The organism is Bacteroides faecis (genome assembly GCF_020091505.1).
GTDB classification, from domain to species: Bacteria; Bacteroidota; Bacteroidia; order Bacteroidales; family Bacteroidaceae; genus Bacteroides; species Bacteroides faecis.
Genome location: NZ_CP081916.1, coordinates 5,092,167 through 5,105,936 on the forward strand (window position 1 = coordinate 5,092,167; position 13,770 = coordinate 5,105,936).

General features: G+C 44.7%; 11 protein-coding genes. 2 read left to right on the plus strand and 9 right to left on the minus strand.

The features are described from left to right. The first annotated feature begins 82 nt into the window (after positions 1-82). Together kbl and K6V30_RS20040 are read left to right on the plus strand one after the other, a co-directional pair. Positions 83-1,270 (plus strand): glycine C-acetyltransferase, encoded by a 1,188-nt coding sequence (gene kbl, locus K6V30_RS20035; RefSeq protein WP_010538609.1) that lies wholly within the window; start codon positions 83-85, stop codon positions 1,268-1,270. Between the two features lie 122 nt (positions 1,271-1,392). Further along, a complete protein-coding gene (locus K6V30_RS20040) occupies positions 1,393-1,797 on the plus strand; it encodes a DUF2721 domain-containing protein (protein WP_010538610.1) in 405 nt (134 codons plus the stop codon). Between the two features lie 79 nt (positions 1,798-1,876). On the opposite strand, the gene K6V30_RS20045 is transcribed toward K6V30_RS20040, so the two are convergent. From K6V30_RS20045 to hisA, 9 genes are all read right to left on the minus strand, one after another. After that, positions 1,877-4,141: a sensor histidine kinase gene (locus K6V30_RS20045; protein ID WP_055268961.1), complete on the minus strand. Its 2,265-nt coding sequence runs from the start codon at positions 4,139-4,141 to the stop codon at positions 1,877-1,879. Positions 4,142-4,156: 15 nt separating this feature from the next. Beyond that, positions 4,157-7,447, minus strand: coding sequence for a TonB-dependent receptor (locus K6V30_RS20050; RefSeq protein ID WP_055268962.1), 3,291 nt, complete (start codon positions 7,445-7,447; stop codon positions 4,157-4,159). Positions 7,448-7,622: 175 nt separating this feature from the next. Continuing rightward, positions 7,623-8,102 carry a ferritin gene (locus tag K6V30_RS20055; protein ID WP_010538613.1) on the minus strand — a complete coding sequence of 160 codons (480 nt, stop codon included), beginning with the start codon at positions 8,100-8,102 and terminating at the stop codon, positions 7,623-7,625. 121 nt (positions 8,103-8,223) lie between these two features. Beyond that, positions 8,224-9,384: a diaminopimelate decarboxylase gene (gene lysA / locus K6V30_RS20060; RefSeq protein WP_055269036.1), complete on the minus strand. Its 1,161-nt coding sequence runs from the start codon at positions 9,382-9,384 to the stop codon at positions 8,224-8,226. A gap of 79 nt (positions 9,385-9,463) precedes the next feature. Further along, positions 9,464-10,783 (minus strand): aspartate kinase, encoded by a 1,320-nt coding sequence (locus K6V30_RS20065; RefSeq protein WP_010538616.1) that lies wholly within the window; start codon positions 10,781-10,783, stop codon positions 9,464-9,466. A gap of 13 nt (positions 10,784-10,796) precedes the next feature. Continuing rightward, positions 10,797-11,522 carry a cell division ATP-binding protein FtsE gene (locus K6V30_RS20070; RefSeq protein WP_010538617.1) on the minus strand — a complete coding sequence of 242 codons (726 nt, stop codon included), beginning with the start codon at positions 11,520-11,522 and terminating at the stop codon, positions 10,797-10,799. Further along, positions 11,507-12,118, minus strand: coding sequence for a bifunctional phosphoribosyl-AMP cyclohydrolase/phosphoribosyl-ATP diphosphatase HisIE (hisIE, locus tag K6V30_RS20075; RefSeq protein WP_010538618.1), 612 nt, complete (start codon positions 12,116-12,118; stop codon positions 11,507-11,509). The genes K6V30_RS20070 and hisIE overlap by 16 nt, the downstream gene beginning before the upstream one ends. 120 nt (positions 12,119-12,238) lie before the next feature. After that, on the minus strand, positions 12,239-12,994 hold the full coding sequence (hisF, locus tag K6V30_RS20080) for an imidazole glycerol phosphate synthase subunit HisF (RefSeq protein ID WP_010538619.1): 756 nt from the start codon (positions 12,992-12,994) through the stop codon (positions 12,239-12,241). Between the two features lie 55 nt (positions 12,995-13,049). Continuing rightward, complete coding sequence (hisA, locus tag K6V30_RS20085; RefSeq protein WP_010538620.1) at positions 13,050-13,769, minus strand: 1-(5-phosphoribosyl)-5-[(5-phosphoribosylamino)methylideneamino]imidazole-4-carboxamide isomerase; 720 nt, start codon at positions 13,767-13,769, stop codon at positions 13,050-13,052. Between the last annotated feature and the right edge of the window lies 1 nt (position 13,770).

The following is a 13,770-nucleotide window of genomic DNA, read 5'->3' on the forward strand; positions in this document are numbered from 1 at the left end:
TTTTCAGATTTAAATCAAAAAGATATTGTTTATTCCAAGAAAAATCGTGTCCTTTGCAGTATAACTTAATCACTCAAACACTATGTACGGTAAAATGCAGGAATATCTCAGCCAGACACTGGCTGAAATTAAGGAAGCCGGACTTTACAAAGAAGAACGACTTATCGAAAGTGCGCAGCAAGCTGCCATCACTGTAAAAGGCAAAGAAGTGCTGAACTTCTGCGCCAACAACTATCTGGGACTGTCCAACCACCCCCGCCTGATCAAAGCTTCTCAGGAAATGATGGACCGCCGCGGATATGGTATGTCATCTGTCCGCTTCATCTGCGGAACGCAAGATATACATAAGGAACTGGAAGCTGCCATCTCGGATTATTTCCAGACAGAAGATACGATTCTGTACGCAGCTTGCTTCGATGCCAACGGGGGTGTATTCGAACCGCTTTTCAGCGAAGAGGATGCCATTATCTCCGATTCTCTGAACCACGCTTCTATCATCGACGGTGTACGTCTTTGCAAGGCGAAACGTTATCGTTATGCCAATGCGGATATGAAGGACCTGGAAAGATGCCTGCAAGAGGCTCAGGCGCAACGTTTCCGTATCGTTGTCACCGACGGTGTATTTTCTATGGACGGCAACGTAGCGCCGATGGATCAGATTTGTGATCTTGCCGAGAAGTACGATGCGCTGGTTATGGTAGACGAATCGCACTCTGCCGGTGTGGTTGGCGCTACAGGCCACGGCGTCAGCGAACTGTACAAAACTCACGGACGTGTGGACATCTATACAGGCACACTGGGCAAAGCTTTCGGAGGTGCATTGGGCGGATTCACTACCGGTCGCAAGGAGATTATCGACTTACTGCGTCAGCGCAGCCGTCCTTACCTGTTCTCCAACTCATTGGCTCCGGGTATCATCGGTGCAAGTCTCGAAGTATTCAAAATGCTGAAAGAAAGCAATGCGCTGCATGACAAGCTTGTAGAGAATGTAAACTACTTCCGCGACCAGATGACAGCCGCCGGATTCGACATCAAACCGACACAGAGTGCAATCTGCGCCGTTATGTTGTATGATGCCAAACTGTCGCAGATTTATGCTGCACGCATGCAGGAAGAAGGAATTTATGTGACTGGATTCTATTATCCGGTCGTTCCGAAAGAACAGGCTCGTATCCGTGTACAGATCTCCGCCGGACACGAGAAAGCACATCTCGACAAATGTATCGCTGCCTTCATCAAAGTCGGCAAAGAACTCGGAGTGCTTAAATAATAAGTATCAGGTATTAAGTATTAGGTATTACCGTAGCTGCCGATCGTTTATCTGCATAGCATAATACCTAATACTTGATACTTAATACTTTAATACCTAATACTTACTAATTTGTTTTCAAGATGGAAGAATTGACTCTCACTACTCCTGCCCTGCTTTTCTCGGCTGTTTCACTGATTTTACTGGCTTATACCAATCGTTTTTTATCGTATGCACAATTGGTACGACAGTTGCGGGACCGTTACATGGAAAATCCTACGGATATCACGGTAGCACAAATCGAGAATTTAAGAAAACGCTTAAACCTGACACGAACGATGCAGGGGCTGGGCATTGCAAGTCTTTTTTTCTGTGTAGTCAGCATGTTCCTCATCTACATCGGACTGCAATTACTGTCGGCGTATGTGTTCGGGCTGGCTTTGATTCTGTTGATCGCTTCTTTAGGAGTATCTTTCCGTGAAATACAGATTTCTACCCGTTCACTGGAAATCTATCTGGGAACTATGGAGAAAGGGAAAAAGAAATAGCTCTGCCCATTTCCGGAGAGCTATGTTTTGAATATTACATATTTATTATACGTCGGTACGACTCATTTTACGCGATACGTCATGATATGACCCGGCAAGGTATAATGACCGTGAAACGGCTTCCTTTGCCCGCTTCCGATTGAAGGGTTATCTTGCCACCCAGCTTTTCCACAATCACTTTGCAAATAGACAGTCCCAGTCCGGCTCCCTGCGAAAATTCATTCTGCTTGTAGAAGCGGCTGAAAATCATCTGCTGTTCTTCACGGGGAATGCCTCTGCCGGTATCTTCCACATAAATATGCACTGCCTCTTCTTCCTCCATATAGTAGTAGCCGATTTTGATAAATCCACTTTCCGTAAACTTGGTCGCATTATTCAGAAAGTTCGTAAGGACCTGTATCAGTCGGTCTCTGTCAACATCAATTTCCAGACATATATCTTCTTCCTCTTTCTGAAAATCAAGACGGGGTGCAATCAACACTTGATGGGTCATATAGACGTCATTAAGCAGTTCCTTCACTATACACTTCTTATAGCAGAAAGACATATATCCGGACTCGATGCGGGAAAGTTCCAGAATGTCATTAACCAGTTTGAGCAGCAAATCGCTATTCTTATTAATGGTGTCAATATACTCCTGCTTATCTTCCGGACTTAATTCTTCATCGCTAGCCAGAATATTGGAGAAACCTACGATTGAATTTAGCGGTGTACGTATCTCATGGCTCATATTCGCCAGAAAGGATTGTTTCAGTTCCGCCTTTTCTGCCAGCAAACGGGCAGCGTCCAGTTCTTCTTCCCGATCCTTCATCTCTTGTATGTTGAGCAAAAGTCCGGCGGTCTTGTATCCCCCTCCTTCCAGCAGATTGGTCGTATAGCGAAACTCCCACCACTGATATCCTCTTCCGCTAAAATCGCAGCGTAGCTGAACTATCTTTTTACTTGCTTCTTTCAGGTTTCTCCGGCTAAGCTTTACACTGTCCCAATGGCCGGGGTGTACAAACTTCCCCAAGTCCGTAAAAGGCAATTTGCGGGGAGACATACCTTGTGATCTCCAAAAGGCATCTTCAAAGACAAAGAACTCGTCTTCCAACTTCCATGCGTAAGTGGTTCCTCCCTCAATAGCCAATGCCAGAGTTTCCTTTTCGTCTGCCAATGCATAAAGTGCCTGCTTTTTCCTTTTCTGCTCACGAAGATAGAGCCACAACAAACAGGTAACAATGGCAAACAACAATCCAGCCAAAGACACGATGGAAGAAATATAAAAATATGGATATTCCTTACTAAAGGGAATATTGACAATCTTATAATTAGCAGGAATCTTCTCCTTCTTTATCCCCAACTGTTTCATCACATTCCAGTCAACCAGGTATTCCTTCTTGCTCTCAGTCACCGGCATATCCGACGATGAAGCTCCATTCAATATATGTACAGCAGCTCTTACCTCCTCTTCTACCTGAACCGGCAACGAAGTCAGATATCCTCCAAGCAGTTTCTCTCCACATTCAAAACCCTCATTGATCACAGTCAGACTGGGACTCACACAGATGGCCCCAATATTGATGGTCGTAAAATCCCGCTTCAACTGAATATAGCATTGCCCCCGATAGTTCTTATTCAACGCCCACATCAGATTGGCTTCAGACTTGTCCCGGTTGCTACGTATAGAAATGGAAAGAAAACGAATATATCCCTCTTCCCTTACCAGCCGATACTGTTCCACAGAAGGAATGTCGGGATAATCCATGAAACCTGTTACTCTATGTCCTGCCAATTGCTTCCTCGCGTCCTTTCTTATCTGCACATCCAGAAAAGTAGAATCCAGAAGTGTAAACAGACGGACACTATCCCCAAAGAGTTTTCTGGCCATTTCAGCATTTTGAACAAAGCCGATCTTATCATGAAAGCCCGTCGCATTGGGATATTGCTTCAACAACTCCCAATTCGGATAATTGACTCCGGCAAAGACCACCGGCACCTCTTTCACTAACGGATCACCACACTTCAGAAGAGAGTAGGTCGCCTGATCTTCATTCACCAGAATCACTTCCGGTCGCCAGTCTCCAGATACAGAATCAAGCAAATATCTCATTCGCTTCAGTTCCGTCTCTTCCTTATAGGATTCACAATCCAGATAGAGCGTCCGAATATCAGCATTGACTCCTTCTTTCTTGAATTGTTTAGCTATCAGACGATTAAACTCGGGATAAGCAGCGTACGTTTCTTCATAAGAATGAACGACCAGTATACGCCGCTCTTGGGAAGAGGTACAACCGACCAGTGCTGAAATTAAATAGATCAGTAAAGGAAACAGGAAGATTATTTTTCTATTTTCATTATTCATCTAAAGATTATCCTTTCAATTAAAGATGTAACGGATTCCAAATTGCAACTGCCAACAATTGACAGAAGAACGAACGGGAGCAAAACTACGGTAAGGCAATATTGTCTCTCCGTCTTCTGTCAATGTACCCATGGTATATATCGGTTCATTCTTTTCATTCAAGCCCTTATATTGCAGCGGTTTGTTGATAGTAGCACCTTTGGGTACTCCCCAGGCATCATTCAGCAAATTTCCGATATTCATTATATCCACACTCAGTTGAAGGGTATTTGTAGTCTTTCCCGCCTTCACCTTAAAGTCCTGTACCACACGCAAATCAAAACGGTGATACCAAGGTTGAAACGCTCCGTTTGTCTCCGCATATTTTCCCTTTCGTTTTCTCAGATACGGATCTTGCTCCACAAAAGCCCAGAAAGCCTCTCTCTGCTCAGCCGCCGGGAACAGCACGGTTCCGTCTGTTTTCTTCAAGTCGGTAAAATTCAGTTCATCACGGGTAGCCGGTATATACATCAGGTCATATTGAGAGCCGTCGTTATTCAGGTCTCCATCAATCAGATAGGTATAAGAACCATTATACTGCCCGGTATAAAACAGAGAAATGCCGGTGGCAAAGTTTCGGGCGTATTCGATGGTATAGGATGCAGATGCAATGACACGGTGGGGGGAGTCCAGATAAGAAGCATTGTGCATGGACAGATAGTTGGCTCCCTGCACGGAAGGTTCCTGTTGCCACGCATTTTCGATCTGGTTGCTCGCATTATTCGACAACGTGCGGGAACGGGTATAAGTATAGGATGCCATCAGATTCAGATTTCGGACCGGCTCCATATTCATAGTGGCGTTCAGCGTATAGCTATGTCCTTTGCTTGTATTCGTCATCAGCATGGCACGGGTGATATCCGCATTGATGCGGTTGTCCTTATTTCCCGGATAAATATAGCGATCGTCAGCACCGGACAGGCGGGACATCTTGGACTCATCCAGAGCAATCATGTTCACGTTCTGTTGCAGAATGGCATTGATATCCTTGATATACATAGCCTCCAACGTCAAATCGGACCGGAAAGGAAATGGCAAACGATAGTCCAGTGCCAGAGAAGTTGTCCATACCTGCGGAGTCTTAAAGTGGCGGTCAATCGTTATGATCTCATTTACTGCTCCCGGTTCTGTGGGGAAACAATCCGGATACTGAGGGGCAATCTCCGACAAGATCTGCTGAGGATTACGAATACCGCCTGCCAAAGCCGCCAACAGCTCTTTCTCACGAGGATCGTTTGTATTCTGAAGTACCGAGACGGTCGTCTTCAGCATACCGCTTCCTTCCTGCATCTTCGACAGGAAAATTAATGGGAAACGTCCGGTAAAGATTCCCGTTCCTCCTCGAAGTTTCAGTGTCTGATCACCTGATAAATCGTAATTGAAGCCAATACGCGGCGAAAACAGCGGAGTCGCCTTCGGCCAGTAAGCGGTACTCAGCTTCGTACCATTAAATTCGTAAGAGGTGATGGAAGGATTCTCATATCGCTTGTTGACATAAAGCGGAATATCCATGCGGATACCATAAAGCAGTTTAAGCCGTTCATTCACGTTATATTGATCTTGCGCATACAGCGAAAACTGATCATAATGAACGGAAGCCGGAGCTTCTGCGTCTCCCGTTAAAGAATAACAGAGAGCAAAGGCTACAGGAGCCGCCTTATTCACGAAGTCCTCGTAACTGTTGTAACGGTAATACCCTGCTCCGTAGCGCATATAGCTATTTGAAACGTTCTGCGATTCAAAACTTGCCCCTAATGTCAGACTATGGTTTCCCCAATGAACGGAAAAGTTATCTGTAATGCTCCAAACCTTTTCACGGATTCCGTTTTTCCACGCATGCTGCTCGTATCCTGCATTCATAAATGCACGGTTTGTCCCCGTTTCATCGGGTTTCATGATATCGACCGTAGGAAAATCGCCCTTACATTCTCTTTTGTTTCCATCATTAAAAGTCAGACTCACCAAAAGCTGATGGGTCAAAGCAGCACTCAAACGGCTATTCAACTCTGCAGTCAGTGAATTCACATTATCCAATTGCTGCCAGGTGGAATTACGGAAAGACATCGAATAGCGGCTGACCGGTCCGCCATTAATGCTCAACGCCGATCCTACCAGATTATTATCTTTTTTCTGTCCGGTATAGTTATAACGTAGCATGAAACGGTGTTTGTCAGTTATGTTCCAGTCCATACGTGCCATGACACGATACACATCCGTACGTCCGGCAAAATCTGTCCACGAACCGGTATCATATCCATACAAGTTCTTCAGATCCTGCGAAAAACGGCTCATGTCTTCCGCCGTCACACGTGAAATCATATTCTGGCTATCGTCCTTACCGTCATCGGACAGTTTCCATTTATGGATGGGCTGCGGACTATATTCATATTCTCCATTCACAAAAAAGAATAGCTTATTCTTTATAACCGGTCCGCCGAAAGTAAATCCATATACATTACGCCGCTCTTCCTCCCGGTCGCCGAGGTCATAACCGTCTACCTTGTTCCCACGCAGATATTCATTCTTTGTGTACATATAGACGGAACCACGAAACCGATTTGTTCCGCTCTTTGTCACCGCGTTTACCGAACCTCCGACAAAATTGCTCTGACGTATATCAAAAGGAGCGATACTCACCTGTATCTCTTCCAGCGCATCAATTGAAATCGGATTTCCGCCTCCGGGCAAAACAGCACCATCCAGTCCCGCACTGTAATTGAAGTTCGCTCCGTCAATCGTGTAGTTGTTCATACGTTGGTCACGCCCCCCAAAGCCATTTTTAGTAGCGTAAGGAGACATCTTGGTGATGGCCGTCAGACCACGAGAAATATTAGGGAGACAAGAAATATCTTTTGATGTAATATGGGTAGATGCTCCGGTTTTTTCTCCGGCAAATTTAGAAGCCGTGCCTATAACGACTACTTCATCCAGTTCGGCAGATTCTTTCAATTTGGCATCACAGACATAGGTTTCGGCAAGTTTCAGAGATATGCCGGTAAAAATAGCTGTCCGATAGCCGACATACGAAAATTCAATCCGATATGGCCCGCCGGTGCGCATACCTTCCAAATGGTAAGTTCCCTGCAGGTTAGTCACTGTACCATAGCGTGTTCCGGACGGTTCGTGTATTGCAATTACAGTAGTACCCGGTAACGGTTCGTTTTGTTCGTCCTCAACTCTTCCGCTCATAGAGGAAGTAGTTGCTTGTCCAAAAGATGCGGCTGCCAAACAGCTAAACATCATCAGGAGCCATAAAAATCTGATCATATACTCCAAATTAGACTGTAGCAAATGAATGATCCTTTGTGTGCAGAATAACTCATTGCAGTGGGCAAAGATAACAGATTTTTAAATATGAGCAAAGTAAGTTAAAAAAAAGAAGCTGTCTGAATATAAATCCAAACAGCTTCTCCTATCTTATTTTCTATTTTTCAGATTGCCATCAACGTTGTCCCAGCTGTGAATCAACAAAGAAAATACCAGTATCACCGGCTTTCTTGATCTTATCCACAATTCCCTGTGCGGTAGCTTCTTCTTCTACTTGTTCGCGAACAAATCCCCACAAGAAATCCTGAGTAGCTTTATCTTTTTCAGCAGCAGCCACATCTACCAGCTTGTCTACCATTTCCGATACATGGCATTCATGTTTGTAAACATGCTCAAACACTTCCAGCGGAGTACCCCAGCCGTTAGGAACCACATCGATCTTGTCGACTTTGGCCATTCCACCACGTTTAATGATATAATCGGCCATTGCGTAAGCATGTTCCAGTTCTTCATGAGACTGCTTCTTCATCCAATGTGCAAATCCACTGAAACCTTCTTTCTCAAAATAGAAAGACATTGCTAAATACAGGTTAGAAGACCACATTTCCGCAGTGATCTGCTCATTGATTGCTTTCTGTAATTTTTCTGAAATCATAATCGTATATTTTTATTAAGTTGTTAATGTAGTTTTCTTTTGAACTCATTACAAAAATAACAAGATTTCAGTTAAAATTGTTCCATCCTCCCTGTATTTTTAAACTACATTCACATTTTATTTACACCAATTCGTCAGAAGTGTATCCTTTCGGCAGTTCACGGCAGTTATATCCGGATGCCATAATCTCGCCGTAAGCCCCTGCAGAACGAAGTGCAATCAAGTCTCCGCGCTTTACCTTATTCAAATCAATCGCTTTACCGAAAACGTCTGATGATTCACAGATGGGGCCTACTACATCATATGCCTCTACGGGGTCTTCCGAAGTAATGTTTTCCATCTTGTGGTAAGCCTGATACAAAGCCGGACGAATCAAGTCTGTCATACCTGCATCGAGGATGGCGAATTTCTTCTTGGTTCCCTGCTTTACATACAGTACTTTGGATATCAGAGAACCGCATTGTCCTACCACCGCACGTCCCAGTTCGAAGTGCAGTGTCTGATAAGGGCGCAGTTTCAGTTGTCCGGCATAGGTAGCAAAGTAGCTCTTGAAATCGGGAATGGACTGACGGTTCGGATGTCCGTAGTCAATACCCAAGCCACCGCCGACATTGATGTGTTCTACCAGAATATGACGCGCTTCCAGTTTATCCTGCAATTCATTCACACGGTTGCAGAGCGCGATAAAATCGCCCATATCCAATATCTGAGAACCGATATGGAAGTGCAGGCCGATGAATTTCACGTTCTTCATCTCCAAGGCGACATCGATCACCTTGTCCATATCCTGCATACTGATACCGAATTTGTTTTCAGCCAGACCGGTAGTGATATTAGCATGCGTATGTGCTCCTACATCCGGATTGATGCGGAAAGCGACATTAGCAATCTTATTCTGTGCCGCAGCCAGTTCATTGATGACTTCCAGTTCGGGAATAGACTCTACATTGAAACAGAAGATGCCATACTCCAGTCCGAGGTTGATCTCCCAGTCTGCTTTACCGACTCCGGCAAAAACAACCTTATTGGCCGGAAACCCGGCACGGATAGCGGCACGTATTTCTCCACCGCTCACGCAGTCGGCTCCCATTCCGCTTTCACGGATAATGGTCATTACTTTCGGATTGGCATTTGCCTTGACAGCATAGTGTACGGAATAGCTAGGATATTTGGCAACCTCTTGGTTAATAGCCGACAATGTATCACGCAGCACTTTCGTATCATAATAATAGAAAGGTGTCTGCAAAGTACGGAATTTATCGATTGGAAATATTCCTTTCATCATTCAAGAAACTTGTTTAGTTAGTTAAAAAGAGCGCTTTTATCAGTATCGGTAAAAGCGCTCAGTATTATTTGTGGAATTATTTGTTGTTGAAAAGCATGTCACTCAGCGACTGTAACGCTATCTTCTTATCACATTCCCGGATAAGGAAAGAGATGTTGTAGTTACTTCCTCCGAATGAAATCATTCGTACCGGTATATCACGCATCGCATCAAGTGCTTTTGCTTCAAAACCTACATTCTCCCATTCCAAGTCGCCTACTACACAGATAATACACATATCTTTGTCTACAGTGACCGTACCGTATTTTTTCAGGTCGTCCAGAATCTCATTCAGGTGCTTGGTGTTGTCTATCGTAACAGATACACCTACCTCAGAAGTACAGATCATGTCGATGGAAGTCTGGTAGCTTTCAAAAATTTCGAAGACTTTACGCAGGAAACCGTGAGCCAGCAACATACGGCTTGACTTGATCTTGATAGCCGTAATGTTATTCTTAGCAGCTACAGCTTTGATCTTGCCTTTCTCCGTGTCATTGGAAATCAACGTTCCGGGCGCATCCGGGTCCATTGTATTCAACAGACGTACAGGGATGTTGGCATATTTAGCAGGCTGGATGCAAGTCGGATGCAGAATTTTTGCACCGAAGTAAGCCAACTCGGCAGCTTCTTCAAAATGCAACTGGCGAACCGGAGCTGTCTTGTCAACAATGCGCGGGTCGTTGTTGTGCATACCGTCGATGTCTGTCCATATCTGGATTTCAGAAGCATTCACGGCAGCACCGATCAAAGAAGCGGTGTAATCGCTGCCACCACGCTGCAGGTTATCGATCTCACCGTAAGCATTGCGGCAGATAAAACCTTGTGTGATGTAAATCTCCATATCCGGATAAAGTTCCAGTTGTGTCTGCAGTTTCTCCTTAATATATACGGGGTCCGGCTCCGCGTTCTTGTCAGTACGCATGAATTCCAAAGCCGGGAGCAACACGGACTTCACACCACATTCCTGCAGGTAGAAGTTCACCATAGCCGTAGAAATAAGCTCTCCCTGTGCCAAAACCACTTTCTCTTCGAACAAAGTGAAAAGGTCTTTAGTATAGGAGCGGATGTAGTCAAAGTGAGACTTGATGACTTCCAGCCCTTTCTGTTTATATTCCTGAGTTGCATAAAGTTCATCAACGTGCTGTTTATATTTTGATTCCAGCTTATTGATAATCTCGTTGGCACCCTCCGGATTCTTCTTATACAGATAGTCCGAAATTTCCACCAATGTATTTGTTGTTCCTGACATAGCAGAAAGGACAACAATCTTTTGTTCACCATCGGTAATCAATTTGGCTACTTCCTTCATCCGCTGAGCAGAACCTACGGAAGTTCCTCCAAACTTTAAAACTTTCATTTTCGTTACTGTTTTAGTTATCTATATTTAAATCTATTTCTATTGTTCTCTGCCTGGGCATGTATTCGTCGGTCACATCCGTTATGCGATGCTCGGAGCAACGATATACGCTGCCGGGATATTCTTTCAGCAATTGCAGATTGTGCGTCGTCATCACCACGGAAGAACCCGATTCACAGATGTTGTGCAACAATTCAACAATGGACTTGCCTGTCTCCACATCCAGATTTCCGGTCGGTTCGTCCGCCAGAATAATAGCCGGAGAATTGAGTACGGCACGTGCTATTACGATGCGCTGCTGTTCGCCACCGGAAAGTTCATTGGGGAGTTTGTAGCCTTTGTTAGACATTCCCACCAAATCGAGCACTTCCTCTATCCTTTCCTGAATTTCCCGCTTGTTCTTCCAACCGGTGGCACGAAGTACAAATTCCAGGTTGTTGTATACGGTACGATCCGTCAGCAGCTGAAAGTCCTGAAATACGATTCCCAGCTTTCTTCTCAGCTGAGGGATATGCTTGCGTTTGATTGAACGCATATTATAGCCCAATACTTCCGCTTCACCGTCGATCACGTCCAGTTCGCCATACAGTGTTTTGAGCAGGCTCGTTTTTCCCGAACCTACCTTCCCGATCAGATAGACGAACTCTCCTTTGCGCAATTCAAGATTTACATCGCTCAGCACACAGAGTTCCTGTTGATGGATTTCTACGTTCCTATATTGAATTAATGCTTCTTCCATGTACTGCTATGTCTTTCCTGCAATTCACGTGCAAGGTCTTCGATACGATAGCCTTTTGAAGTTAATAACACAATCATATGATAAATCAAGTCGGCTCCTTCATAGATCAAACGTTCGTTTGTTCCATTGGTCGCTTCGATCACTGTTTCCACAGCTTCTTCTCCCACCTTCTGTGCAATCTTGTTGATTCCGGATTCGAACAGGCTGGTGGTATAAGATCCTTCGGGCATTTCTTCGTGACGTTTGTCGATGAAATCCTGCAACGCTTTCAGGAACATGACAGGTTCTTCATTTTTCTCACCCCAGCAAGTATCTGTGCCCGTATGACAAACAGGACCTGCCGGATCTGCCTGAATCAACAGGGTATCGTTATCACAATCTGCTTTGATAGAAACAACGTGAAGGAAGTTACCGCTTTCTTCTCCTTTCGTCCACAGACGATTCTTGGTACGGCTGAAGAAAGTTACTTTTCCGGTTTCCACCGTTTTGTCATAGGCCTCTTTATTCATGAAACCCAGCATCAAGACTTTACGTGTCTCGTTGTCCTGTATGATAGCCGGAACAAGTCCGTTCATCTTATCGAAATCCAATTCCATCTTATTTTAAGTTCTAATTACTATTTCAAATTACTATGCCGTTTGTGTGACATCATACCGTTGTTCACAGTCCACGTCCTATTATGCTTCCTATCTGCATGGAAGCCTGCCCGGGGTACCTCACCCTCTGATGGTTATTCCTTCGCCGCAAAGATACGATTTTAATTCGGGAATTTTAATTTCTCCGAAATGAAAAACGCTGGCAGCCAATGCCGCATCTGCTTTTCCCACCAAAAAGGCATCACGGAAGTGTTCTTTCAGTCCCGCACCACCCGAAGCGATCACAGGAATCGAAAGTTGCTCCGCCAAAGAGGCAAGCGCTTCGTTTGCGTAGCCGGTCTTTACACCGTCATGGTTCATGCTCGTAAACAAGATTTCACCGGCTCCACGCTCCTGCGCTTCTTTGGTCCACGAAAGTAATTCTTTATCGGTTTCAATACGTCCGCCATTCAGATAACATTTCCATCCGTTTTCCGTTTGTCTGGCATCTACCGCCAGCACACAAACCTGAGACCCGAAATTCTTGGCAATATCATTAATCAGCTGAGGATTGCGAATAGCGGAAGAGTTAATTGAAATCTTATCTGCACCGGCATTCAGCAGGCGGTCGACATCATTCAATTCGTTGATCCCTCCCCCTACGGTAAACGGGATGTTGATATTGGCAGCAATCCGCTTTACCAGTTCCGTGAAAGTCTTACGCCCCTCATGACTCGCAGTGATATCCAGAAAAACAAGTTCATCAGCTCCTTGTTCACTGTAAGCCCGCCCCAGTTCCACCGGATCACCGGCCTGACGCAAATTGACAAAGTTCGTTCCCTTTACGGTCTGTCCGTCTTTTATATCCAGACAAGGTATAATTCTTTTTGCTAACACAATACTATCTTATTTACTATTTGACAATTTGTAATTTTTCTATCCGAAAACCCGATTATAAAAAGATTCTCAGGTCTTTCAACGTGATATGTCCTTCGTACAATGCTTTACCAAAGATAACTCCGGGGACTCCGGCTTCGTTCAAGGCAATGATATCATCCACATTACTCACCCCGCCGCTAGCCATCAGGTAGAGGTCCGAAAATTTCTCCAGCATCTCTTTATATAAGTCAATAGATGGCCCTTTCAGCATCCCGTCGCAACTAATATCCGTACAAATAACTTTCCGGATACCTTTATTCATATAATCTTCGAGAAAGGGGAAAAGCTCACAGGCACTTTCGTCTTTCCAGCCGTTTACAGCAATCTTATGTTCTTTGACGTCTGCTCCGAGGATAATCTTCTCACTGCCATATACTTCCAGCCAATGACAGAACAGCTCCGGATCTTTCACGGCAATACTTCCACCCGTCACCATCTGAGCACCGCTTTCGAAAGCTATCTTCAAATCTTCATCACTCTTTACTCCACCACCGAAATCTACTATTAAAGAGGTACGCGTAGCAATCTGCTCCAATACCCGATGGTTGATTACATGGTGAGAAGCAGCTCCGTCCAGATCTACCACATGAAGCCTGCGAATTCCATTCGCTTCGAACTCCTTGGCAACTTCCACCGGACTCTCGTTATATACCTTCTTACTGTCGTAATCTCCCTGAGAAAGGCGTACACATTTCCCGTCAATAATATCAATGGCTGGAATAATTTCTATCATC

Excerpts from the sequence above, each read along its gene's own strand:
- K6V30_RS20055 (WP_010538613.1), bottom strand. The coding sequence starts at position 8,102 with ATGATTTCAGAAAAATTACAGAAAGCAATCAATGAGCAGATCACTGCG.
- kbl (WP_010538609.1), top strand. The coding sequence starts at position 83 with ATGTACGGTAAAATGCAGGAATATCTCAGCCAGACACTGGCTGAAATT.
- K6V30_RS20070 (WP_010538617.1), bottom strand. The coding sequence starts at position 11,522 with ATGGAAGAAGCATTAATTCAATATAGGAACGTAGAAATCCATCAACAG.
- K6V30_RS20050 (WP_055268962.1), bottom strand. The coding sequence starts at position 7,447 with ATGATCAGATTTTTATGGCTCCTGATGATGTTTAGCTGTTTGGCAGCC.
- K6V30_RS20040 (WP_010538610.1), top strand. The coding sequence starts at position 1,393 with ATGGAAGAATTGACTCTCACTACTCCTGCCCTGCTTTTCTCGGCTGTT.
- hisA (WP_010538620.1), bottom strand. The coding sequence starts at position 13,769 with ATGATAGAAATTATTCCAGCCATTGATATTATTGACGGGAAATGTGTA.
- hisIE (WP_010538618.1), bottom strand. The coding sequence starts at position 12,118 with ATGGAATTGGATTTCGATAAGATGAACGGACTTGTTCCGGCTATCATA.
- K6V30_RS20065 (WP_010538616.1), bottom strand. The coding sequence starts at position 10,783 with ATGAAAGTTTTAAAGTTTGGAGGAACTTCCGTAGGTTCTGCTCAGCGG.
- lysA (WP_055269036.1), bottom strand. The coding sequence starts at position 9,384 with ATGAAAGGAATATTTCCAATCGATAAATTCCGTACTTTGCAGACACCT.
- K6V30_RS20045 (WP_055268961.1), bottom strand. The coding sequence starts at position 4,141 with ATGAATAATGAAAATAGAAAAATAATCTTCCTGTTTCCTTTACTGATC.